The organism is Sphingomonas sp. (assembly GCF_040398505.1).
In the GTDB taxonomy this organism is placed as follows: Bacteria; Pseudomonadota; Alphaproteobacteria; order Sphingomonadales; family Sphingomonadaceae; genus Sphingomonas.
Genome location: NZ_JBBATX010000014.1, coordinates 16,217 through 39,659, shown reverse-complemented (window position 1 = coordinate 39,659; position 23,443 = coordinate 16,217). Strand labels below are relative to the sequence as shown.

The following is a 23,443-nucleotide window of genomic DNA, read 5'->3' as shown; positions in this document are numbered from 1 at the left end:
TTACGCGATCCGCAGCCCGATCGTAACGGGCACCGTAACGTCGGGCAATTCGGGCTATCAGCCTTATGCGCCGTCGTGCATCAACACGCTCGCCACGATTGTTCCGCAGTTTGCCAATAGCTGCCAGTTCATCACCCGCGCCAGCGAGGCCTATGATCACAACTACTCGCTGTTCGGCAATGTGACGTATACGCCAGAGAGCCTCGACTTCGTTCATCTGACCGGGGCGGTGCGTTGGACTCGCGACAAACGCCGTGGTCAGCTGTACGTCGTCAACAACCGCGCCGATTTGAACCCGATTAACGCCGTTGCGAACAGCGTCGCGACTCCGTTCCTCTTCTCGAATAGCGTCAGCCGCTTTGACCCGATGTTCAACGTCGCGGTCGATGCGACTCGCAACATCCACCTGTACGCCAAATACTCGACTGGCTTCCGCGCCGGTGGTGCCAATGACCGGTCGGCGCAGTTCAACGCGTTCGGTCCCGAAGCGGTCAAGTCTTATGAGGTCGGTGCCAAGACCGACTTCTGGGATCACCGCGCACGCTTCAACATTGCGGGCTATATCATGGACCGCAAAAACACGCAGTTCGACTTTGACTATTTTGACACCAACGGCTCCAGCCCGACCAACGGTTCGCACATCGAGCAGACCCAGAATGCCGGCTCGACCAAGATCCGCGGTATCGAAGCAGATTTGACCGTGAAGCCGATCCCTGCGCTGACGTTGAACGCATCATACGCCTACACCTATTGGAAGGCACCGTCGGCGGTGAACCCGTTGACGCCGGGTGCTCCGGCACAGCAGCTCTACATCGTGTATACGCCGACCAATGCCGCTTCGGGTGCGATTGATTATGAAATCCCGGTCGGCGGCGACACCACCAAGGTCCGCCTCCATCTCGACGCGGCATATGCCAGCAGCCAGTATAGCTTCCAGCTGGAGAACACCAAGACCGACTCGAGCTTCGTGGTGAACGGTCGCTTGGCGCTTGCCGACATTGCGGTGAATGCCACCAACAAGGTGACGATCTCCGTGTGGGCCCGCAACCTGTTCGACACGACCTACATCTACCGCCGCTCGTCGGCAAACTCGTCGCCGGTGCTGAATTACAACGCGGACGGCACCCTGCGTTCGAGCAGCTATGGCGGTATCTTGGGTGATTACGGCAATCTCAACCCGCCCCGTACCTGGGGTCTTGAGGTCGCCGCCAAGTTCTGATTCTTCCCGTCCCTACAAGGGCGGCAGAAACCCGGTCCGAGCGCCCGCTCGGGCCGAGTTTTCTATAGGTCGCGCGGCAGATCGATGACGACGCGCAGGCCCGGCGCGGCGTCTTCCAGCATCAGCGTTCCGCCATGCAGCCGCACGATCGCATCGACCAGCGTAAGCCCGATGCCATGGCCGGGCGCCTCGACCGATGAATCCAGGCGGCCGAAACGACGAATGACCTGCGCGTGCTGGTCCGCGGGAATCCCTGGTCCATGATCGGAGACGATGAGCCGCGCGCCCTGGGGCAGCGGTAAGACTCCTAGCTCGATCGCGGTTCCGGGCGGGGTATGGCGGATCGCATTTTCGATCAGATTGACCAGCAGCTGGCGCAAGAGATTGCGCTCGCCGCGCAGCGGCACCGCGCGCGCGCCGGTCAGCGTCAAGCGATGGTCTGAATCCTCAGCGACTGGAGTCAGCGACTCGTACGCTTCAGCTGCGAGCGCCGCGAGATCGAGCGGCACGAACCGCTCGCGCCGATGGCCGCCCTCGATTTCCCACAGCCGCATCAGGCTGGCAAACAAGTCCAGCACCTGATCGGTCTCGGCCAGCGCGTCGGCGATGTCGGGCGCGAGCGGGTTGCCGCTCGATCGCCGTGCGATCGCCGCCAATCGGTTGCGCAGCCGGGCGAGCGGGCTTTTCAATTCGTGCGCCACATCCTTTGCGGCGTGACGGATGTCGTTCATCAACGCGCCGATCCGATCGAGCATCGCATTGAACGCGGTGGCCTGACGGTCGAATTCGCTGCCCGTGCCGGTTTGCGGTACGCGGCTGCTGAAATCGCCGCCCATCACGGCATCGACCGTCCGCTGCATCGAGCGCAGCCGCCGACTGATTTCCCATATCATCCCGCCAGTACCGCCGATCACGATCAGCATCGTCAGGGCAAGGCCGGTCAGCTGGACCCGCGACATCATCGCATCGAACTGATCGATCACGTCATTATCCGAGACCACGCTCAGCGTCGCGCCGTTGGTCAGGCGTCGGGTCAGCGCGCGTCCATGACCGACCCCGGGCACGCCCGCGCGCTCGTCGAAGTCCGAATAGCCCGCTGGTGGGATTTGTGGCAGCGTCAACGCGCCGCCGACCTGTCGGCCTGATTGGTCGAACAGCGCGAAGAACAGATCGGCACTGTCATGGTCGCGTTGCGCGCGGTCGATCGTCGCGATCATCCGGTCGAGCGCGCCCGCGCGGCCGATTTCCTCGGCCTCCAGCACCAGCCGCCGATCGACTTCGATGCCGAGGGCGCGATGCGCGATGGCGTCGTTCGCGCCGCGCACCGCGAGTAACGCCGCCAGGATCAAGGCAACATAGATCAGCGCGATGCCGCGAAGCGACCGGCGCGGCATGTCAGCCTTCGCCGATCATCATATAGCCAACCCCGCGGACCGTAACGATCGGGTCTTCCTCGCCGTCCAGCGTGAGCTGAACCCGCACCCGCCGGATATAGGATTCGACGATGTTGGTCGTCGGCTCGAAATCAAATCCCCACACGGTGGAGTAGAACATGCTGCGCGTGACGACGCTGTTGCGGTTTCGCACCAGTTCGCACAGCACCTGAAATTCCAGCTTGGGCAGTGCCAGCACGCGCCGCCCGCGGACCGCGCGGAATTTGATCTCATTGACCTCGATATCGCCGGCGCGAAGCACACCGGTTTCGTTGGTCCGCTCGGCGCGGCGCTTGATCGCCTTGATCCGCGCGTCGATTTCGAGCGGCTCGGCGGGTTTGACCAGATAATCGTCGGCCCCCGCATCGAGCCCGGCGAGCCGCTCGTCGAGATCGGCGAGCGCCGTCAGCATCAGGATCGGTACGTTCAGTCCACGTTCGCGCAGCGCCCGCGCAACCGCAACGCCGTCGAGCTGCGGCAGCATCACGTCGAGCAGCACCGCATCGAAGCTTTGCGCGCTGGCCAACGCCAGTGCGACCCGACCGTCCTCGGCAACGACCGTTTCATACCCGATCTCGGACAGCGCGGAGACGAGCAGCCGGGCGGCGCGATAGTCGTCCTCAACGATCAAGACTTTCATCGATCTTCACCCATCGCCACGATGCGCGACCATCATCCGGCTATCGTCGCACCAGCGCTTAAGCGACGCTGATCCGGATTGCCAGCGCCGCGCAACCGGCGCTCAGAGCTGATCGCGCGGAACGGTGTTGGTGGTCTTGCGCCGGAAGATTTCGGTGCCATCCTTGAACGCCACAATCTCCTCGGTCACGCTAAAGGCGCGCGCGGTCGCGGTCAGCGCAAAGCCGATGCGGAGCTCGCAATTCCAGTCGCCCCGGCGATAGCGGCTGATGCGCGTGCCCGACCAGCAACCGCTATTGGGCTCGCCCGCAGTGATGGTGGCGACGGTGTTGGGGCCGTAGCCCGACAGGATCGTGCCGTTGGCGCAAGTGCGGCTCTTGTCCGGCCATGTTCCCGTGACCGTGATGCGGCCATGGTCGTCGGTGGTTGTGACGACGACATCGCCTTTATCAGGTACGATTGCGACGCTGGCGATCGGCATAACGGGTTCGATCAGCGGTGGTGTGCGAATCGGCAAAATAAGGGCGCTGGCGCTCGGATCGAGCGTCAGCGTCGGGCCGTCGGGCGAGGGCCAGACGAGCGGCCACAGCCCCTCCGATACCGCGATCCGTAAGCGCTCGCCCGCTTTCAAACGCTGCGCGATGAAGCCCAAATCGATCGCGACATCGACCATCTTGTCCGGGGTTAGCGGCTTGGGGGCGGCATGGCCGTCGCGGTGGGTAAGGTTGAGGATGCCGTATGCCAGCCGCCACGACGTGCCATCGGGCAGCACCTTGCACAGCCGCACCGCGACTTGCGCGACGGGTTTGTCGGCGGCGACGCGCAACCGCACGCTGGGCACGCCGAGCAGTTCCACATCGGCGGGCAGCGGCGCCATGTCGTAGCGGATCGACAGCGCATCGTCGTGCCGTTGATCGCCCGGCATCTCGGCCTGACCGAACGGCACCCATTCGGGCGTCGCGCCGCCGACGGCATTGTTCGACCGGTGCGTTTGGCAATTTCCCGGACCCGGTCGCGGCGACAGACCGGCATCGGTCAGATGCAGACGCTGCTGGTGGATGTGGGGGGAGGGCCAGACGCTTTCCGCGCTCCACGCCCCCGGCGTTGCGCCGGGGGCAGATTGCGCGGGCGTTGCCTCGGGTTGGTAGAAACGCAGCATCGGCTCGTCCATAATCCCCGTTGGCGCGCGCCGCAGCCAGTGCGACCACCAGCGCACCTCCTCATACGCCCAGTCGAGCGCCGGACCGGGGCCGCCGAGCCAGGCATAGGTATGGCCCCACGGCCCGACGAGCGCCTTGCGCGGGCAGGTCAGCCGTTCGAGCATGCGCGGCACCGAATGGACATAGGCATCGGCCCAACCGCCGACGATATAGGTCGGGCAATGGATCTCGGCATAATCGAAATGGAGCGATCCGTGCTGCCAATAGGCATCCTCGCGCTGATGCGCGGTCCAGCGCGCGATGATCGGGGGTGAGGCTTCGAGCCGGTCGCGCCATATTTTTTCCCAACCCGGGCCAGCCACGGCGGGATCGGGCGGGGCGGCCATCACGCCCTTGAAATTCGCGCCCCATTTGAAATTGGTGAGGCCAAGGCACCCGCCGACGAAATGCGCATCGTCGGTGAAGCGCCGGTCCGAACAGGCCATTGGCATGATCGCTTTCAGCGCGGGCGGCCGCCGCATCGCGGTCTGCAATGTCGAGAAACCGCCCCACGATATGCCGCGCATCCCGACCGATCCGTTCGACCAGGGCTGCGCGGCGAGCCAGGCGATGATCTCGACCGCATCGTCCTGTTCCTGCGCCAGATATTCGTCGCGTAGCAAGCCGCCCGAATCGCCCGAGCCGCGCAGATCGATCCGCGCGAAGCCGATGCCATGGCTGGCCAGCGTATCGCCCCAATAGCCGTCGGGGGCCGAATAGGCGTCGCGCGTGCGATAGGGGATATATTCGAGCACGACCGGCGCAGGGTTGGTGTCGGCATCGGCGGGCAGCCAGATCTGGCCGCACAGGTCGACCCCGTCGCGCATCGCGATGCGGACGATCTCGCGATGCTTCACGGCGGCTTTCGGCGGAAGCGCCCAGCGCGTCTCCGCGACGGCGGCACCCGCTGCGCTCCGGCTCAGTGCGATCCCGCCGAGCGTGGCGGCGAGAAAGTCGCGGCGTGATCCCGGCATCCTGTCCCCTTATCCCTCGGACTCGACCGAGCATGGCGCGGCGCGCGGCACGTCGCCAATGCCGTGTTGCGATGCGACGATAGATTTTTGCAGGCCGTCCGCATAGACGTTGGGCGATGGCCCGGCCCGACGATCAGCGCGATGTGGCGAGCAGGATCGCGCGAGCTAAGGCGCTGCTCGGAGTCGATCCGCGCGCGGCCGCGACACTGGCGCGCACGCTGCCGTCATCGCTCGAGGTGCGCTTCCTGTTGGGCGCGGCGCTGCGGCGGAGCGGCGAGGTGGCCGCCGCGCTCGAAATCCTCGCCCCGCTGGCCGCCGCGCGACCGGGTGCGTGGGGGCTGCACTATGAGCAGGGCATGGCGCTGGCGATGCTGGGGCGCTCGGACGAGGCGATAGCGGCGCTCGCACGCGCGACGGCGGCCGATCCGCGTGCGGCGCTCGCTTGGCACGCGCTGGGCGATCTTTATGGCTTGGTCGATCCGGCGCGCGCGATGGCGACGCAGGCGCGCTTGCTGCCGGGCAGTGTCGGCGATGCGGCGCTGGTCGCGGCGGTGCTGGCGTGGATCGACGCACCTGGCGCTGCGGCCGGCGACGCTTTACGTGCGCGCTTCGGGATCGATCTCAACGATCCGGCGGCGCTACGCCTGCTCGCCGATATTGCAGCGCGCGCAGGGCGCGATGCGGCGGCGGAGGATTTGCTGGCGCGCGCCCTGACGGCAGCGCCGCTTTATGCCCCGGCGCGCTTTCACCGGGCGATCCTGTTCTTACGGTTGGAACGCTTTGCCGAGGCGCTGGCGGAGGTCGAGCCGATCCTAACGCCCGATGCGGCGGCGGGACCGGTGCGGGCGCTGCGGGCGGGAATCCTGCTGCACTTGGGCCGCGAGCGCGACGCCGCCGCCGAATTCGCGGCGGCGCTCGTTGCGCTACCCGACGATGCCCGCCTCTGGCACGCCTATGGCCATGCGCTGCGCAGTTTGGGGCGGCAAAGCGATGCGGTCGCCGCCTATCGCCGTGCGATCGCGCTCGAACCGCGCTTCGGCGAGGCCTATTGGAGCCTTGCCAATCTCAAGACCTGGCGCTTCGCGGACGACGATATCGCCGCGATGCGCGCGTTGCTCGGCGGCGGCGATCTGAGTGTCGATGATCGCGCCTATCTCCATTTCGCGCTGGGCAAGGCGCTGGAGGATGCGGCGGCGTACGAACTCGCCTTTTCCCAGTACGAACAGGCCAATGCCGCCCGCCGCGCCGCTACGCCATACGATGCCGCCGCGAACACCGCCTTTGTCCAGCGCAGCATCGCCACGTACGGCCCGACCTTCTTCGCCGACCGCACGGGCGCGGGCTGCCGTGCGCGTGACCCGATCTTCGTGCTGGGTCTGCCGCGCTCGGGATCGACTTTGGTCGAGCAAATCCTCGCCAGCCACAGCCAGGTCGAGGGCTTGTCGGAATTGCCCGATATCACGGCGCTCGCCGCTCAGGTGGCGGGCTCTGAGCGCGACTATCCGCACACTCTGGCGCGCTTACCGCAAGCGGCGTTCGCCGATCTCGGGGCCGCCTATCTCGACCGCACACGCCCGCGTCGTGCCACCGATCGCGCGCATTTTGTCGACAAATTTCCCGGCAATTTCCTGCATATCGGCTTGATCCACCTGATCCTGCCCAAGGCGCGGATCATCGATGTCCGGCGCCATCCGCTGGCCTGTTGCGTGTCGCTGTTCAAACAGGGGTTCGCGGCGGGGCAGGGCTATAGCTATGACCTCGGCGATCTCGGGCGCTATTATGCCGACTATGTGGCGCTGATGGCGCATTTCGATGCGGTGCTGCCCGGGCGCGTCCACCGCGTGTCGTACGAAGCGCTGGTCGATGCGCCTGAGGATGAAGTGCGGCGCTTGCTCGATCATGTCGGGCTGGCGTTCGAACCCGCCTGCCTCAGCTTCTTCGAAAACGACCGCGCGGTGCGCACCCCCAGTTCCGAACAGGTCCGTCGCCCGATCTTTCGTGACGGTCTCGACCAGTGGCGGCACTTCGATCCATGGCTTGGACCGCTCAAGTCCACACTCGGTGCCCTTGCCAAGGTGCCCGCAGATCGGCCATGATCGCAATATTGGATGCCCCCATCCAGTAATTTTGCTTTGCGCTTGCCACGATTGGGATGAGCCTCTGTAAATGGGGGGCACCTCCAATCGTCCGTCAGCACGAGGGCCACGCAGCCCAACGCGACGGTACGACGATTTGACGGGACCGTTCGATAAGGGGGAATCATGACAACTTCGCATCACCAGACTGGCAATTCCGGTCGCCGCGCGTCCTTGCTGGCGTTGTTGCTGGCATCGGGTGCCAGCCTCGCGCTGGTCGCACCGAGCGCCGCCTTCGCCGCACCTGACCCCGCCGCAGCCGCTGCTACAGCCCAGGCCGCTCCGGCCGAGCCCGCCAAGGACGAATTGACCGACATCGTCGTCACCGCCAACCGTTCCGGCGCGGAATCGCTGCAGAAGGTCGCGATCCCGATCTCGGTCGTCAACATCGATCAGATCACCAAGTCGGGGCAGGGCAATCTGTCCGATCTCGCCAAATTCACGCCCTCGCTGTCGATCACCGAGGGCGCGCCGGGTTTCAACAAATTCAACATGCGCGGCCTGTCGACGGGCGGCTATGCCACCTCGGACACGTCGGATCGCAGCCTTGTCGCGGTCTACCTCGACGATACCCCGATCTCGGTGCAGGGCCAGACGCCTGATTTGAAGGTCTATGATCTCGAACGCGTCGAAATCCTGCGCGGGCCGCAAGGCACGCTGTTCGGCGCTGGGTCGATGGCCGGTACGGTCCGCTTCGTCACTCTCAAGCCAAGTCTCACCAAGACCTTCGGCACGGCCGAGGCGGGTGTCGCGACGACCGAACATGGGGCTGCCAGCTACAACATCCGTGGCATGATCAACTTGCCGATCGTCTCCGACACGCTCGCCGTCCGCGCGAATTTCTATGTCGGGCGTGATGGCGGTTTCATCGACAATATCGGTCTGCGCAATAAGCAGAACGCCAACAGCAACCGCACCTATCAGGGTCGCGTCGCGGTGCGCTGGACCCCCAGCCCCGATCTGACGGTCGATGGTAGCATCACCTATGAACGCAGCATTGCCAACGGGCTGAATTCGGCGTTTAGCGGTCTCGCGCCCTACACGGTCCTGACCAACGGGCCCGAGGGCACCGACGATCGGTTCCGGCTGTATCAGCTCGGCGCGGATTACGATGCGGGCTTTGCCAATCTGATCGTGACGGGGGCCTATACCGATCGCGCGATCGGCTTCGATGCGTCGGTCGAGCCGCAAATCGGCTATTTCTTCCAGGATTATGGGTCGCCGCTGACGCCGCAGACCAACACCTATCCGTTGTTCGAAGCACCGACCGCGTATAGCGATGCGCTTGCGCGCTCGCTGCCGGCCGAATTGTATCAGATCGACCAGAAGCTGAAGGACTATATGGGCGAGGCGCGGCTCGTGTCGAAGAGCGGCGGCCCGCTGAAATGGACGGTCGGCGTGTTCTACGAACAGCAAGACCGCCATTTGCGGCAGGATATTCCGACGCCGGGTTTCGATACGCTGTCGTACATGAACTATTTTTACGGGCCGTTCGCGGTACCGGGCGGCCTGTATAATTCGCAGACGGTGGACAAGGCGTTCCAGCCCAACGACATTTTCTCAGGTCTGCAGGATGTCAACGAGCATCAGTTCGCCGCTTATGCCGACGGCACATGGCACGCGACCGACAAGCTCGATATCACCGCCGGCGTTCGTTACTTCAACTTCAAGGAAAAATACTATCTGTTCGAAAGCGGCGTGTACGGCGTCGTCAACCACATCCCGCTGACCACCAACGCCACGCTCAAGTCGAACGGGTTCAACCCGCGCGGCAACATCTCGTATAAGGTCAATGACGATTTCCTGATTTACGGCGAAGTCGCCAAGGGCTTCCGCTACGGCGGCGGCAACCAGCCGGTGCCGCTCGGCAGCACCGGGATTGCGGGGCAGTGCACGCAGAACCTCGCCGCCTATGGCTACAATGCAGCGCCGCTGACCTTCGGTCCTGACAAATTGTGGAACTATACGATCGGCGAGAAAGCGAAGCTCGCTGGCGGTCGCGTGACGCTCAACGTCAGCGCCTATTATATCGACTGGTCGGACGTGCAGACGCGGTTGCGGCTCAACTGCTCGTATTTCTTCACCGACAATAAGGGCAAGATCACCAGCAAGGGCCTCGAGCTTGAAACATCGGTCAAGGCGACGCCCGAACTGACGCTGTCGCTCAGCGGATCGCTCAACGATTCGAAGGCCAATGGCGACATTCCGACGGTCGGCGCGTTCGACGGCGACCGCACGCCCTATTATCCGAAATATACGGCGAATTTCCAGGCATTCTATGATCGCCCGGTCGGCTCTGGCGAGATGCATTTGCAGCTCGGCTATCAATATCAATCGTCGCAGAACACGACCTTCAACAATTTCACGACGACGTTGACCGCGGGCAAATTGACCGCGACCGGGCCAAGCCAGACCTTCGCCGCGATCCCCGAATCGCACAACCTTAGTGCATCGGCGACCTACAATATCGGCCAGTTCGAATTCGGCGTGTACGGCAACAATCTCGCCAATGGCGTGACGGTGACCAACATCGGCCGCGCCACCTATTATCAGGTGTATCAGGCGGGCAGCCGCAACACGCTGGCGCGTCCACGCACGATCGGGATCCGCGCCAAGGTCAAATTCTGACCGCTTCGCGACGCGTAAAATGAAGAGGGGGGCGGGCGACCGCCCCCCTATTTTCTTTGGTGCCAAGCCGCGCTTTGCTTCGCGACGAGCCGGATCAGGTCACGCTCGACGATTGCAATGTCGATGACGTGGAAGCCCCAATCGGGATAGGCGGTGTCGCCGACCGTGTCGGGACCGACGGTGGCGGCGACCAGATCGGTCGCGGCACCCGGCGTAACATTTACCGCGAGATAGCCGAATTCCCCGCGCGCGACGCAGGCGCCCGACAACAGCCCCTGCATCCGCACGAAACGCGCACCGACCGGCTTGCCCCGCGCGGCCCAGATCGCCGGTTGCTTGAACTGCGCCACGCCGCCCCGCCACCACGGAAAGCCGAGGAGCGGATCGAGCGGCGCGGCGCCGCCCGCCAACCGTGCAGGGTTGGTGCAGCCTGCCACCAGATCGGACCCACCCGATGGCGCGCGGCCGAACAAGGCATTGGCGGGCGGCGGATTGGTATCGCGATAGCTCGCCCAGGTCACGACGCAGCCGGTTTGCGCCGCCGCGCGGCACAGCGGCACCGCCGTCAGATCGCCGCCGACCTCGCGCCCGCGCGGCACCAGCACGGCTGTCCCCGGCAGGATCGCCGACAGCATCTGGCGCTGGATCGGCTTGCCGTCGATTTCCTCGATCACCAGCCGCTTCAGCAGCGCCGAGCCCTGGCTATGGCCGATCAGTGCGAACGGCCGCCCGTGATTGTCCCGCGTCAGATACGCACGAAACGCCGCGCGGACATCGGCATACGGCAGCTCGAAGTCGGCGGCGGAGAGCCGCGTGCCCGTGCGCATCGCGGCGCGCAGCGCGGGCAAGGTGACACTTCGGTAGAGCGGCGCAAACACGCGACAGACGCTGCGAAAGGGGGCCGCTTGCGACGCGGCCATCCCCGTCTCCCCATCGCCCGCAATCAAATCGCTGTGCGGCGTCGGGTCCATCGATGTGGTGGGATAGACGTAGAAACAATCGGCTTTTGGGGCGGCGCGCGTGGCGGCGGGTTCGTCCTTCTGCGTTCCATCGGGCGCGATGATCGTGGCGGCGATGTCGCCCGCACAGGCATCCGCCCGACCCGGGCGGCACAGCCAATGCGCCGGATCGCGATAGTCGGTCGATACCGGCGTAACCGCCGCAGCAAGCAGCAACAGCATGCTCATCCCTTCAATCGCGGAACACGATCGTCCGCGCGCCATTCGCCAGCACGCGCCCGCTCAAATGCAACCCAACCGCGCGCGACAGCACGCGCCGCTCGATATCGCGGCCCTTGCGCACCAGATCTTCGGCGGTGTCGGCGTGGCTGATCCGCTCGACATCCTGCTCGATGATCGGGCCTTCGTCGAGCTCGCCGGTCACATAATGCGCGGTCGCGCCGATCACTTTCACCCCGCGCGCGTGCGCTTGATGATAGGGCTTCGCGCCCTTGAAACCGGGCAGGAAGCTGTGGTGGATGTTGATGCAGCAATGCGCGAATTTGGCCGACAAATCGTCCGACAGGATTTGCATATAGCGCGCGAGCACGACCAGATCGGTGCCGCTGTCCTGATGAATCGCCCAGATCCGCGCCTCCTGCGCCGCCTTGGTCGCGGGCGTGATCGGCAAATGGTGGAAGGGGATGTCTGCCAGATCGAGCTTGGCGAAATGCGCGGCGGGGTGGTTCGAGATGATGCCGACCACGTCCATGTCGAGCTCGCCGATCCGGCGGCGATAGAGCAGATCGACCAGGCAATGGTCGAACTTCGAGACCAGGATCAGCACCTTTTGCCGCGCATCGGCGGGGCGCAGCGACAGCGTCATGCCGTAGCGGCTGGCGAGGCTATCGAACCCGGCCCGCAAAGTGGCGGGATCGCCACCTTCGGGAATCGCGAAGGCGGTGCGCATGAAGAATCGGCCCGAATCCGCATCGTTATACTGGCTCGAATCGGTGATGTTGCCGTGGCATACGAAGATATGCGCCGAGACCGCCGCAACGATGCCGGGGCGGTCCTGACACGACAGGGTCAGGATAAAGGGCTGTGCGGTCATCGGGGCTCCATAAAGGCGGTCAGGCCGCCGCGCCGACCAACTGGACGCGCGCATCATCGGCCGTGAAGGTCCGTACCGCCGTCCAGTAATGGTAAGCGGCCCAGAAGCCCGTCAATGACAGCGCCATCAGCGCGTAGCGCAGCGATTCGGCATTGCTGCCGAGTGGCCCGGCCAGCGTATCGCTAATCCAGCCAACGGCGGTCGGCGCGATGATCAGATTGGCGACATTGGCGGTCAGCAGGCTGATCGCCATGCCCTGCGCACGCATCGTCGGCGGCAGGAAATTGAGCAGCAGCGCCATTGTCGGCCCGACATAAAGATAGGCGGTCGGCACGACGAGCCACAGCATCGCCGTCGCGAGCGTCAGCGAATGCGTATAATAGACGATGAAGGACGGGATCGTCGACAGCAGCACCAGGCCGCTCAGCAGCCACGCCACGCGCTTGGCATCCTGCATTTGTGGCATGGCGAGGATCAGGCCGGTCGCGATCGTCGCGCCGCTGCCCGCCCAGAAATAGATCGTGCCGAGCCGCGCGCCAGCCTGCGCGGTCGACAGGCCATATTCGCGTTCGAGATACGTCTGCGTCCACCACAGCAAACCCCAGCCCCACAGGCATATGATCGTCCCCGCCGCATTGATGTGCCACGCCGAGCGTGAGGACCACAGATAGCGGCAGGTTTCGGTGAAGGTGGCGGAGGGTGCGCTGTCTTCGGTCACCAGTTCGAAGCGACCGCGCACCGGCTCGCGCACGGTCAGCAGGATCAGCACGCCGAACACGACGCCGGGAATGCCGAGCGCGATGAAGGCGGCGCGCCAGCTATGGAAATATTCGACGATCGCGCCCGCGAGGCTCGACCCCATCCACGCGCCGAGTGGCAGGCCGAGTGCATAGACGGTGAGCGCATAAGCGCGGCGCCCACGCGGAAAATTGTCGGCGATGATCGAGGTCGAGGGCGGCGTACCGCCCGCTTCGCCCACGCCGACACCGATGCGCGCGAGCAGGAATTGCCAATAAGTCTGGGTGAAGCCGAGCAGCGCGGTCATCGCCGACCACAGGATCATCGCGGCGGCAACGATGTTGCGGCGGTTCGATCGGTCGGCCAATCTGGCGATCGGCAGCCCGACCGAGATGTAGAAGAAAGCGAGCGTTACCCCGGTAAGCCACGCCACGCCCGAGTCGCTCAGCCCGAATTCCTTGCGGATCGGCTCCAGCACCGTCGCCACGACATAGCGATCGGCAATGTTGACCGCATAAACCAGGCCGAGCACCAGCACGACATACCAGCGCGCAGAATCGAGTCGCGGTGCAGGCGATGGCATCATGAAGGCCCCCCTTGGCCGGTCGCGCTGCGCGACCATAATTCGTGGAGCGTAGGCGCGTAACTGTTAGCGAGATAGACCTCGCACGCATCGTCCCCCGTCGGCGCGATCCACACCGGCACATGATGGAGCGTCGTCGCAGCGATCTTGCCCATGTCGAACCGCGGGTCCTCGACATCGAAGCAGCCGCTGATCGTCAGCACTTCACGCCAGCCCGCGCCAGTGAGGGTTGCGCGCGTCAGGCCGCCGCCGATCGGCGTCAATGCGCCCGTGTCGCCGATTTGCGCGGTGAGTGCGTCGGCCTGCGCGCTGGCGCCGATCAGCCACCAGCGGCGCGGCTCGACTTGCAGCAGGCGTGTGCCGGGAGCGGTCTCGGGCGGGGCAGCGTCCCAGAGGTCGAGCGCAATCACGTCGCCTGCAGGTGCCATGGTGAAGGCGACGGGTGCTTCAGTCACGGTAGCGCGTCCCTTCCACATCGTAAAAGACCGGTGCCGATACCGTCACGCGTGCCGACTGGCCGCGCGTCGGGGAGGAGGCAAGCAGCACATCGCCCAGCCGCGTCCGTCCGCCCGCAAGCAAGCCCAGCGCGATCGCGCCGGTTCCGATCACGCGGCCTGCAGCGGAGGTGACATGCCCCTCGACCGGCGCACCGTCGCCCGCGATCAGCATCGCGCCTTCGGGGATCGGGGTGTCGCTGGTCAGGCCGACCAATTGCACGCGGTCTGCGGCGGCAAGCGCGGGCCGCGCCAGCCCGCTCGCACCGACAAACCCGCCCGCCTTGCGCAGCATCCGTTCGAGCGAAAGGTCGTGCGGCGTGGTGCGGCCATCGGCCTCGGCCCCGATCACGATATGGCCCTTTTCGATCCGTAGGAACTCCAGTGCTTCGAGGCCGTAGGGATACCCGCCGCGCGCCCGCGTGGCGGCTTCCAGCGCGTCCCAGACCGGACCCGCGACATGGCCCTCGGCATAGATTTCGAACGCGCGCTCGCCGCTGTAACTGGCCGCGAGGACGAGGACGGGGACGCCCGCGATCACTGCGTGGGAGACGCCCATATGCGCGGGCATTTCGGTACCGGTGAGCGCGGCAAGAATTTCGCGCGACAGCGGCCCGGCAAGCGCGATCCCCGCGAAATGCTCCTGTTGTGCGACAACCGAGACTTTCAGATGCGGTGCGAGGACGCGGTGCGCATAGCTCAGATGCGCTTCCATCCGGTCCGCGCCACCGGTCGAACTCGTCAGCAGATAGCGCGCCTCGGCGATGCGCCAGACGGTGCCATCGTCGAGTACCATACCGTCTTCGCGCAGCATGAAGGTATAACGCCCGCGGCCCACGGCGAGCTTCGCCACCCCGGTGGCGCAGACGATCTCGAGCAAGGCGGCGGCGTCTGGGCCGGTCACTGTGAATTTGGCGAGCGTCGAGACATCGACGATCCCGGCGGTGGTGCGCACCGCTTTTGCCTCGCGCTGCGCCGCCGCGTGCAGCGTCTCGTCCGCGATCGGATAGGCGCGCGGGCGGTGCCACAGGCCGAGCGGCTGCCACAGTGGTGAGAGGCGCTGGTGCCGGTCGTACAAAGCGAGGCGGCGCGCGGGCGCGGCATGGCCACCGGCATCTGCCCCGGCCAGCACGCCCAAGGTCAGCGGGGTGAAGGGCGGACGGAACGTCGTCAGGCCCGCTTGCGGGATCGTCACACCCGCGACGCTGGCGAGGTGCGCGAGCGCCGCCATATTGCTCGTCTTGCCCTGATCGGTCGCCATGCCGAGCGTGGTGTAGCGCTTGAGATGTTCGACCGAGCGATACCCCTCGGCCCAGGCCAAGTCGATGTCAGCGGCGGTGACGTCGTTCTGGAAATCGATGAAACTGTGCTTCGGGTCGGGCAGATCGGCAGCGGTCGCCGCGATCGCCGGAATCGCGCCCGCCGCGGCACCGACGCTGGTCACCGCTTGCGGTGACGCGCCGGGGACGAAGGCTTGCAAATCCTCGCGCCAGTCGAGCTTTCCGCCGGCCTGGCTGTGAAGATGGACGACGGGGGTGAAGCCACCCGACACCGCGAGCAGATCGGCGGCGAAGCGGCGCGTGCGGGCGCCGATCCGCGCCTCGACCGAAGCGAGGTGGTGGGTTTGGCCGCTCGTCGAAAGCGGCACGGCATCGGTGAACACCGGGAAGCGCGTCGCGGGGCCGCTTGCGCGGGACTCGAGGATCGCGACCACTTCGCCCCCAGCCGCGGCGACTGCGTCGGCGGTGGCATAGGCATCGTCATTGTTGGTCGCGATCACCACGCGCTGGCCCGGCAGCACGGCGAAGCGTTCGATATAGGTGCGCACCGCTTGCGACAGCATCACGCCGGGGCGGTCATTCCCGGCAAAGGTCAGCGGCCGCTCGATCGCGCCGGTCGCCAGCACGATGCGCTTTGCGCGGACGTGCCACAGGCGTTGGGCGGGCTGGCCGGGCGCGGGCGTTTGGCCGGGTTCGACCAGCCGCTCGGCCAGCGTCGCGAAGCCGTGGTCCCACAGGCCCGATGCGGTGGTGCGGGTGAGCATGTGCACGCCTTCGAGCGATCCGCTCAGCGCGCGTTGTTGCTCGACCAGCAGCACGCGCTCCCCGTTTGCCGCCGCTGCGCGCGCGGCGGCGATGCCAGCGGCACCCCCGCCGACGACCAGCACGTCGCAAAACGCCGCGCGGTGTTCATAGGCGTCGGGGTCGGGCGCGGTCGGTGCCTTGCCCATCCCGGCGGCGCGGCGAATGAACTTTTCGTAGACCATCCAGCGCGATGCCGGCCCGAAGAAGGTTTTGTAATAGAAACCGGCCGCGAGGAACGGTGCGGCGACGCCGTTGATCGCGCCGAGATCGAAGGCAAGGCTCGGCCAGCGATTCTGGCTGACCGCGACGAGGCCGTCATAGACGAACAGGTCGGTTGCGCGCGTGTTGGGTTCGGTGCGTCCGCCTTCGCCCACGGTGACGAGCGCGTTGGGCTCCTCGACGCCTGCCGCCATCACCCCGCGCGGGCGGTGATATTTGAAACTGCGCGCGACCCGGCCCACGCCGTTCGCGAGCAACGCCGCCGCCAGCGTGTCGCCGGGGCGGGCGCGATACTCCACGCCGTCGAAGCGGAAGCGCAGCGTCGACTCCGCGCCACCGGGAATACGTGACGGGCCGCTCATGGGGCATATCCTGAGACCGCGACGATCGCATGGCTGACGCGGTGGCGCCGCAGCACCAGCCACTGGCGGCACCCAAAGCTGTGCCGCCACAGCTCATCGTCGAGTCCGCGTGGATTGGCGCGGGCGTAGAGCCGTGCCACCGCTTCCTCGGCCGGCAGGTCGAGCGTGACGATCGAATCGAGCGTGCGTTCGTAGGCAAACTCCACTTGCGCGCGCGGGCCGCAATAAGGGCAATCGATCTGCATCATCGCAGTTGCGGCATGAAACCGACCCCGGCTTCGTCGATCGTGGCCCCTTGTGCGAAGCGATCGAACGCGAACGGCGCGGCAAGCGTATGGTTCTCGCCCGTCGCGAGCAAATGCGCGTAGCACCAGCCGGACGCCGGGGTGGCCTTGAACCCGCCATAGCACCAACCGCCATTGAGATAGAGATTCGTAACCGGCAGGGCGGAGATGATCGGCGATCCGTCGAAGCTCATGTCGGTGGTGCCCGACCAGCACCGCACCATCCGCAGCCGCGAGAGGGCAGGGACCAACGCAATCGCCTCGGCGGCGGCTTTCTCGATCCGCGCGGGCAGGCCGCGTTGCGCATAGCTCGGGAATTGGTCGGGGTCGCCGCCGAGCACGATGCCGCCTTTGTCCGACTGGCTGATATAGCAATGCAGCGATTGCGACATGATGACGGTGTCGATCATCGGCTTGACCGGTTCGGTGACAAAGGCTTGCAGCGTTTGCGCCTCGATCGGCAGTTTCAGCCCGGCCATTGCCGCCACCGGCCCGCTATTGCTCGCGACGCAAATCCCGACGCGCCCCGCGCCGATGCTGCCGCGATTGGTCTCGACCCCGGTCACGCGCCCACCCACCATCGTGAACCCGGTGACTTCGCACTGCTGAATCACATCGACGCCCAGCGCATCGGCGGCGCGGGCATAGCCCCAGGCGACCGCATCGTGCCGCGCGGTGCCGCCGCGCCGCTGCGTCAGGCCGCCATGGATCGGGAAGCGCGCGCTTGGCGACATATCGAGCAGCGGGATAAGCTTTTGCACCTGATCGCGGCTCAGCAAGTCGGCATCGATCCCGTCGCAGCGGAGAGCATCGCCGCGCTGCGCGAGCATCGTCATGTCGCTGTCGCTATGGCCGAGGAACAGCGCACCGCGGGGTGAAAACATCACGTTGTAATTGAGCTCGTCGCTCATCCCCTCCCACAGGCCCAGCGCGAAATCGAACAGATCGTGGAGCGGCTTCTGGCGGTAATTGGAGCGCACGATCGTCGTGTTGCGCCCGGTATTGCCGCCGCCGATCCAGCCCTTTTCGAGCACCGCGATGTTGCGGATGCCGTGAACCTTGGCGAGATAATAAGCGGTCGAAAGACCATGCCCACCGCCGCCGATGATGATGACGTCGTAGCTCTTTTTCGGTTCGGGATCGCGCCACGCCCGATCCCAGCCGCGCTGTCCGTTCAACCCCGCCTTGAGCAGCGCCAGCGCCGAATAGCGCTTCATGCCGTAAGCTCCGCCGTCCAGCCGCGCCGTTCGCGCCAATCGGGTTCAAGGCCCGTGAAGCGCGCCAGGCCGAGCTTGGTGATATCGGTGAACGAACAGACGCCATCGATCACGAGATCGCGGATCGCATGGCCGCTCGCGGGGGAAAGACCGAAGCCCACACCCGACATCGTCGCGACCGTGACATTGCCGGGATCATCGAGCCGATCGATGATCGGGCGGCCGTCGGGCGTGTTCTCGATCACCCCGGCCCAGGAGCGAATGACATTCAACTGCGCGGCGCGCGGAAACATCTCGGCGACGCGGCGCGCGAAGTTGCGCACCAAGGGTGAGGTCGGGCGCGCTTTCGGGCCGGTCGCGTCCATGTCGATCCACTCATGCGGCCCGCCGCCAAAGGCGAGGTTGCCGCGCAAGGTCTGGCGTCCATACAGGCCGTTGCCATCGACACCGCCGATTTTCATCAGCGGCGCAGGCTCGGTCACGATCATCTCCGCCCGCGCCGAGGCGAGCGGGAAATCCACGCCGAGGGGGCGGAGCAACATCCCCGATTGCGGCCCCGCCGCGACGACCAAGGCATCGCACGCGATTCGCCCGCGCGGCGTCTCCACCGCGACCACCTTGCCGCCCGCCGTTTCGATTCCCAGCGCCGGACAATGCTGCAGGATGCGGCCACCCAGATCCTGCAGCGCCCAGGCATAGGCCTGCACCGTCCGCTGCGGATTGGCGTGACCACCGAAGCGCAGATGGATCCCGCCAAGGCAGGTCTCGTCGGTCAGCGGCACAGCTTCCTGCGCCTGTGTGGAATCGAGATCGTCAACGCGGTAGCCCATCGCGCTGCACATCCGCCCGACCGCGCGATAATGGTCGAGCAGATCGGGATCGCGCTGGATGATGATCCGTTCGCGGGCATATTCGGTCGGATAGCCGAGCAGTTCGTCCATCTGCGGCCACATCCGTTGTTCTTCGGCGAAGAGCGGGCTTTGATAATGCGATGCGCCGCCGCCGTTGCGGCCCGACGCCTCCCAGCCGACGATGCCCTTGTCGATCACCACGACGTCGAGGCCCGATCGCGCCAGCCACCACGCCGCGCTCAGGCCCGTGACGCCCGCGCCGATCACCACGACCGATGCGCCCGATGGGGCGTCCGAATCAGACATGCATGTTGCCGCCGAGGCCCGCGACATGCTCGGCCTCCTCGGGCGTGCCGATCACGGCATAGGGCGTCCATTGCGTCGGGATGCCGAACCATACGTCCCACCCCGCCGCCATGTCGCCACGCTCCTGCCAGTCGGCGAGGATGCGGAGCGGGACCGGGCGGACCGGCGCGCGATAGCTCGCCACCGGCACTGCGCTTAGCGGCACCTGCTGCTGCTCGGCGAGCAGGCAGGCGACCTGATCACGGCAGCGGCGGCCCTGGCACTGGCCCATGCCGGCGCGGGTCAGGCGCTTGATCTGGTCGGGATGCGCGGGGCCGTCGTTGAGCAGCGAGGAGAGCGAGCGCGCGGCCATCGCGTGCGGGCGATCGAGATAGTGCGGCGGTTGTACGCCGAGCAGATCGGCACGCGTGACCTCCTCGCACTGGCAGACGATCGTTTCGGGCGCGGCATGTTGGGCGAGGGCCGTTGCCCACGCCTGGAGATACGCCGGGTCGGGCCGTGTCGCGGTGCCGGCATCGCCGATCAGCGTGATCGTCTCGGTCTGGCCGGTTCCGGCGGCGTCGAGCAATTCGGTCGCGGGGGTCGCTCCGAGCGCCAGCACAATCGTGTCGCAGACGAGGTCGATCTTTGAGTTCCCCCCCGGCGAAGGCCGGGGCCCAGTATCGATGGGGTTTGAATTTGGGTGCTGTCCTCCGCCATCGACGCTGCGCAACTGGGCCCCGGCCTTCGCCGGGGGGGTATTAAGTGGAACTAGGGTAATCCCCTCAACCCCATCGATCCCGCTTTTGGTGGCGGAAATCGTAGTCCCCAGGTGGATCGGGATCCCCGTCGCACGCACTTGCGCGGCGCGCGCGGCGGGGCCTTGGACGGCGTCTTCAACCTCGACGATTGCGGCGACCTCGATCCCGTGCGCCAAGGCGAGCAGCGCCGTCTCCAGTCCCAGCGCGCCCGACCCGAGGATCACGATCCGGCGGCTCGCCAATGCCTCATAGCGCGTCGCCAGTGCGGCAAAGCCCTGCGCGCCCATCACGCCGGGCTGATTCCACCCCGGAAAGCCCAGTACGACATCGCGCGCGCCGGTCGCCAGCAGCAGCCGGTCGAACCCGACCATAATCGCGCTCTCGCCATCAGCGATGCCGAGCAGTGGCTCGGGGAGGACGCGCATCGCGGGGCCGTTGACGTAGAGCCCCCACGCGACGGTGCCGAGCCGGACATCGACGCCGAGCGCGAACGCTTCCTCCAGATCGGGATTGGTGCCGAACACCTGTTCGAGCATCCGCCCGCTTTGCTGCACGGCGGCGGTCGCGCGGCCGCCGAAGAAATAGGGTACATCGGTGCCGATCAGGCCGCCGGGGACGGGATGTTCGTCGATCAGCAGGACGCTCGCGCCGGTCTGTGCAGCGGCGATCGCGGCGGTGGTTCCGGTATGGCCTGCGCCTACTACGACCAGATCGAAATGCGCCTCGGCACGGGGAATTTTGCTGTCGAGCGCGTGGGGGTCGCGCACCAGCGGCACCACGTTCATATCGCCTCCAGCGCTTGCGTCAGATCGGCGATCAGATCGTCGACATGCTCGATCCCGACCGAGAGGCGCAGCGTTGCGGGCGTGATGCCGCCCGCCGCGCGCTCTTCCGCTGAGATCGCATAATGGGTGGTCGTGGCGGGATGCGTTATCAGCGTCTCCGATCCGCCAAGGCTGACCGCGAAGCGCAGCAGCCGCAGCTGATCGAGGAAGCGGAACGCCTCCGCCTCACCGCCGGTGACCGCGAAGGAGAAGGTCGATCCTGCCGCCTTGCACTGCCGATCATACACCGCACGCTGCGGCGTACCTTCGGCCAGAAAGCCGAGATAGGTGATCCCGGCGACCTTGGGGGAATCGCGCAGGAATTCGGCAATCGTGCGGGCATTGTCCATCGCGCGTTCGACACGCAAATGCACCGTCTCCATCGAGCGCAGCAGCAGCCAGCTGGTATAGGGATCGAGATGGCTGCCGAGCGTGGTGCGCAGCAGGCGCAGCGGCGCGATCAGCGCCTCGCGCCCCGACACGCCGCCCGCCATCAAATCGCTATGCCCGCCACAATATTTGGTGAGACTCGTCATGCACAGGTCAGCGCCAAGCTCGATCGGGCGCTGCATCGATGGGCCGAGCAAGGTGTTGTCGACCACGACGAGCGGGCGTGTGCCGGTACGCGCGCCGACCGCATCGGCGATGCTCACCACCAGCGCAATATCGACGATCGCGGCGGTCGGGTTGGCGGGGGTTTCGATCACGATCAGCTTGAGCGGGCCTTGCGCGAGCGCTGCGGCGACGGCGGCCTCAACGCGGGAACGGTCGCATCCGTCGGTGAATTCGGCATGGCCGACGCCGAAACCCGGCATCATTCCGGTATAAAGCCCGTTGGTGCCGCCATAGATCGGGCGGCTGAACACCACGCTGTCGCCGGGGCGCAGATGCGCCAGCGCGATCGCCGAATGCGTCGCCATCCCGCTGTTGAACACCGCTGCCGCTTCTGCGCCGTCGAGCGCGGCGAGGCGCAGTTCGACCATGTCGAGCCCGGGATGTCCGAGCCGCGCATAGATATGCCCCGGCCGCCCGACTTCGGGGCCGGTGCCCTCGAAATACGCTTCGTGAATGTCCTTGGCTTGCGCGGCTGAGGCGTAAGCGAAGGTTGATGTCATGTAGATCGGCGGCTTGGCGGCGTTCGATGCACTCGCCGGATCATAGCCCGCGCGCACCGCCAGCGTTTCGGGGCGCCAGTTGGTGCGCTCGCTGTCGCTCATGCCGCTGCCCGCTCGAGATAATCGGCCGCCCGTGCGCAATACCAATCGACGAAGCGCAGCGTCAGCGATTCGGCATCGGGGCTGTAGGGCCCGGGGGTGTAGCCGGGGGAATTGACGCCGAGCTGGTTGTTCTCGGCAAATTCCTTGTCCTGCAAATTGGTCTGCGTCCACAGATGCGTCAGCGTGTCGATGTCGTAATCGACCCCTTCGACGGCATCCTCATGCACCAGCCATTTGGACACGACATGCGTCTCGGTCGGCGAGACCGGGATGGCGGTGAAGGCGAAGGTATATTCGCTGGTCGAATGGCAGAAATTGTTGGGCTCGACCGCCCAGCGCAGCGATCCGGTATCGCCGCCGCCAACGTCACTCATCAGCTTCTTGACGTTGAAGGTGCCGTCGGTGGTCATCGCGACGGTGCCGTCGTTGAGCGGGAAGCGGACCGCCTGCCACCAATCCTCGCCGACCGGCCCCATCGGCATGCCGAGCGCTGCCATCCGCGCTTCGAAGTTCCGCGCCGTATCGTCCTCGAAGCCGAAATAGGCCGAGGCATGGACGGGAAAGGTGCGCGCCAGTTCGGGGTGGCCCGACGCGCAGTGATAGCATTCACGGCCGTTTTCCATCACCAGCTTCCAATTGGCATATTCGACCAGCGTGGACTGGAAGGCGAGCTTGGCGTGGCCGAGATTGTGCGGCGCCAGCAGCGGCGTCAGGTCGCGCCGCATCGCGCTGATGTCGGGCGGAGTCTCGGCAAGACAAATGAAGATCGCGCCGGCAATGCGTTCGAGATGGACCGGCTTCAGGCCGTGCTCGCTCTTCTGGAAATCGTCGGGCATCCGGCTCGCCGCGAGCAAGCGCCCGTCGAGACCATAGGTCCAGCTGTGATAGGGGCAGACCAGCCGCGCCGCGCTGCCTTGCCCCGGCTTGCACAGGATCGATCCGCGATGGCGACAGCTATTGTGGAACGCGCGCACTTCGCCGTCGCGGCCATGCACGATGATGACCGGCCAGCGCCCGACCATGAACGAGATGTAGTCGCCGGGCTTGCGCACTTCGGCTTCGAACCCGGCAAACAGCCACGATGTGCCGAAGATTGCGGCAAGATCGAATTCGAACGCAGCGCTGCCGGTGTAAAAGGCGCGGGGCAGCGAATGGCCCGCTGGGCGCGCGCGCAACAACGCCGAAATATCCCCCAGTTCCAACGTGTCGCCTCCGCCTGCCAAGCGACAGTCAGTGGCATGGGCA

Annotated in this window: 17 protein-coding genes; 3 read left to right on the top strand and 14 right to left on the bottom strand. The window is 65.9% G+C overall.

Going from position 1 to position 23,443, the window contains the following annotated elements; all coding sequences use genetic code 11:
• The coding region (locus ABWP09_RS03590) for a TonB-dependent receptor domain-containing protein (RefSeq protein ID WP_353203794.1) at window positions 1–1,219 on the top strand (1,219 nt) is incomplete at its 5' end.
• Window positions 1,220–1,281: 62 nt separating this feature from the next.
• Here the strand turns inward: ABWP09_RS03590 and ABWP09_RS03585 are convergent.
• The 3 genes from ABWP09_RS03585 to ABWP09_RS03575 form a co-directional block, all read right to left on the bottom strand.
• Complete coding sequence (locus ABWP09_RS03585) at window positions 1,282–2,613, bottom strand: HAMP domain-containing sensor histidine kinase (RefSeq protein WP_353203793.1); 1,332 nt, start codon at window positions 2,611–2,613, stop codon at window positions 1,282–1,284.
• Between the two features lies 1 nt (window position 2,614).
• Window positions 2,615–3,292, bottom strand: coding sequence for a response regulator transcription factor (locus ABWP09_RS03580; RefSeq protein ID WP_353203792.1), 678 nt, complete (start codon window positions 3,290–3,292; stop codon window positions 2,615–2,617).
• 102 nt (window positions 3,293–3,394) lie between these two features.
• Complete coding sequence (locus tag ABWP09_RS03575) at window positions 3,395–5,464, bottom strand: CocE/NonD family hydrolase (RefSeq protein ID WP_353203791.1); 2,070 nt, start codon at window positions 5,462–5,464, stop codon at window positions 3,395–3,397.
• Between the two features lie 116 nt (window positions 5,465–5,580).
• Here ABWP09_RS03575 and ABWP09_RS03570 point away from each other — a divergent pair, with 116 nt between their 5' ends.
• Both ABWP09_RS03570 and ABWP09_RS03565 read left to right on the top strand, forming a co-directional pair.
• Window positions 5,581–7,560, top strand: a complete 1,980-nt coding sequence (locus ABWP09_RS03570; RefSeq protein ID WP_353203790.1) for a tetratricopeptide repeat-containing sulfotransferase family protein — start codon at window positions 5,581–5,583, stop codon at window positions 7,558–7,560.
• 165 nt (window positions 7,561–7,725) lie between these two features.
• Complete coding sequence (locus ABWP09_RS03565) at window positions 7,726–10,227, top strand: TonB-dependent receptor (protein ID WP_353203789.1); 2,502 nt, start codon at window positions 7,726–7,728, stop codon at window positions 10,225–10,227.
• A gap of 47 nt (window positions 10,228–10,274) precedes the next feature.
• On the opposite strand, the gene ABWP09_RS03560 is transcribed toward ABWP09_RS03565, so the two are convergent.
• Genes ABWP09_RS03560 through ABWP09_RS03510 form a run of 11 tightly spaced genes read right to left on the bottom strand, consistent with a single transcriptional unit; the run spans window position 10,275 to window position 23,400 of the window.
• A complete protein-coding gene (locus ABWP09_RS03560) occupies window positions 10,275–11,414 on the bottom strand; it encodes a DUF3089 domain-containing protein (protein WP_353203788.1) in 1,140 nt (379 codons plus the stop codon).
• Window positions 11,415–11,418: 4 nt separating this feature from the next.
• Window positions 11,419–12,279 (bottom strand): formyltetrahydrofolate deformylase, encoded by an 861-nt coding sequence (gene purU / locus ABWP09_RS03555; RefSeq protein ID WP_353203787.1) that lies wholly within the window; start codon window positions 12,277–12,279, stop codon window positions 11,419–11,421.
• A 19-nt stretch (window positions 12,280–12,298) separates the two neighbouring features.
• On the bottom strand, window positions 12,299–13,603 hold the full coding sequence (locus tag ABWP09_RS03550) for a spinster family MFS transporter (RefSeq protein ID WP_353203786.1): 1,305 nt from the start codon (window positions 13,601–13,603) through the stop codon (window positions 12,299–12,301).
• The gene (locus ABWP09_RS03545) at window positions 13,600–14,055 is read right to left on the bottom strand and encodes a sarcosine oxidase subunit gamma family protein (RefSeq protein WP_353203785.1); all 456 of its coding nucleotides are present in this window, start codon (window positions 14,053–14,055) and stop codon (window positions 13,600–13,602) included. Before ABWP09_RS03545 ends, ABWP09_RS03550 begins: the two co-directional genes overlap by 4 nt.
• Window positions 14,048–16,759 (bottom strand): 2Fe-2S iron-sulfur cluster-binding protein, encoded by a 2,712-nt coding sequence (locus ABWP09_RS03540; protein WP_353203784.1) that lies wholly within the window; start codon window positions 16,757–16,759, stop codon window positions 14,048–14,050. Before ABWP09_RS03540 ends, ABWP09_RS03545 begins: the two co-directional genes overlap by 8 nt.
• Complete coding sequence (locus ABWP09_RS03535) at window positions 16,756–17,007, bottom strand: sarcosine oxidase subunit delta (protein ID WP_353203783.1); 252 nt, start codon at window positions 17,005–17,007, stop codon at window positions 16,756–16,758. Before ABWP09_RS03535 ends, ABWP09_RS03540 begins: the two co-directional genes overlap by 4 nt.
• Complete coding sequence (locus ABWP09_RS03530) at window positions 17,004–18,260, bottom strand: sarcosine oxidase subunit beta family protein (protein WP_353203782.1); 1,257 nt, start codon at window positions 18,258–18,260, stop codon at window positions 17,004–17,006. Before ABWP09_RS03530 ends, ABWP09_RS03535 begins: the two co-directional genes overlap by 4 nt.
• The gene (locus ABWP09_RS03525) at window positions 18,257–19,417 is read right to left on the bottom strand and encodes an NAD(P)/FAD-dependent oxidoreductase (protein WP_353203781.1); all 1,161 of its coding nucleotides are present in this window, start codon (window positions 19,415–19,417) and stop codon (window positions 18,257–18,259) included. The genes ABWP09_RS03530 and ABWP09_RS03525 overlap by 4 nt, the downstream gene beginning before the upstream one ends.
• Window positions 19,410–20,942 carry an FAD/NAD(P)-dependent oxidoreductase gene (locus ABWP09_RS03520; protein ID WP_353203780.1) on the bottom strand — a complete coding sequence of 511 codons (1,533 nt, stop codon included), beginning with the start codon at window positions 20,940–20,942 and terminating at the stop codon, window positions 19,410–19,412. Before ABWP09_RS03520 ends, ABWP09_RS03525 begins: the two co-directional genes overlap by 8 nt.
• Window positions 20,939–22,198, bottom strand: coding sequence for a cystathionine gamma-synthase family protein (locus ABWP09_RS03515; RefSeq protein ID WP_353203779.1), 1,260 nt, complete (start codon window positions 22,196–22,198; stop codon window positions 20,939–20,941). The genes ABWP09_RS03520 and ABWP09_RS03515 overlap by 4 nt, the downstream gene beginning before the upstream one ends.
• The gene (locus ABWP09_RS03510; protein ID WP_353203778.1) at window positions 22,195–23,400 is read right to left on the bottom strand and encodes an aromatic ring-hydroxylating oxygenase subunit alpha; all 1,206 of its coding nucleotides are present in this window, start codon (window positions 23,398–23,400) and stop codon (window positions 22,195–22,197) included. The genes ABWP09_RS03515 and ABWP09_RS03510 overlap by 4 nt, the downstream gene beginning before the upstream one ends.
• Window positions 23,401–23,443: the final 43 nt, after the last annotated feature.

What these genes read in the sequence shown, in the direction of transcription:
- ABWP09_RS03585 (WP_353203793.1), bottom strand. Translation starts at nt 2,613, where the DNA reads ATGCCGCGCCGGTCGCTTCGCGGCATCGCGCTGATCTATGTTGCCTTG.
- ABWP09_RS03580 (WP_353203792.1), bottom strand. Translation starts at nt 3,292, where the DNA reads ATGAAAGTCTTGATCGTTGAGGACGACTATCGCGCCGCCCGGCTGCTC.
- ABWP09_RS03575 (WP_353203791.1), bottom strand. Translation starts at nt 5,464, where the DNA reads ATGCCGGGATCACGCCGCGACTTTCTCGCCGCCACGCTCGGCGGGATC.
- ABWP09_RS03570 (WP_353203790.1), top strand. Translation starts at nt 5,581, where the DNA reads ATGGCCCGGCCCGACGATCAGCGCGATGTGGCGAGCAGGATCGCGCGA.
- ABWP09_RS03565 (WP_353203789.1), top strand. Translation starts at nt 7,726, where the DNA reads ATGACAACTTCGCATCACCAGACTGGCAATTCCGGTCGCCGCGCGTCC.
- ABWP09_RS03560 (WP_353203788.1), bottom strand. Translation starts at nt 11,414, where the DNA reads ATGAGCATGCTGTTGCTGCTTGCTGCGGCGGTTACGCCGGTATCGACC.
- purU (WP_353203787.1), bottom strand. Translation starts at nt 12,279, where the DNA reads ATGACCGCACAGCCCTTTATCCTGACCCTGTCGTGTCAGGACCGCCCC.
- ABWP09_RS03550 (WP_353203786.1), bottom strand. Translation starts at nt 13,603, where the DNA reads ATGATGCCATCGCCTGCACCGCGACTCGATTCTGCGCGCTGGTATGTC.
- ABWP09_RS03540 (WP_353203784.1), bottom strand. Translation starts at nt 16,759, where the DNA reads ATGAGCGGCCCGTCACGTATTCCCGGTGGCGCGGAGTCGACGCTGCGC.
- ABWP09_RS03535 (WP_353203783.1), bottom strand. Translation starts at nt 17,007, where the DNA reads ATGATGCAGATCGATTGCCCTTATTGCGGCCCGCGCGCGCAAGTGGAG.
- ABWP09_RS03530 (WP_353203782.1), bottom strand. Translation starts at nt 18,260, where the DNA reads ATGAAGCGCTATTCGGCGCTGGCGCTGCTCAAGGCGGGGTTGAACGGA.
- ABWP09_RS03525 (WP_353203781.1), bottom strand. Translation starts at nt 19,417, where the DNA reads ATGTCTGATTCGGACGCCCCATCGGGCGCATCGGTCGTGGTGATCGGC.
- ABWP09_RS03520 (WP_353203780.1), bottom strand. Translation starts at nt 20,942, where the DNA reads ATGAACGTGGTGCCGCTGGTGCGCGACCCCCACGCGCTCGACAGCAAA.
- ABWP09_RS03515 (WP_353203779.1), bottom strand. Translation starts at nt 22,198, where the DNA reads ATGAGCGACAGCGAGCGCACCAACTGGCGCCCCGAAACGCTGGCGGTG.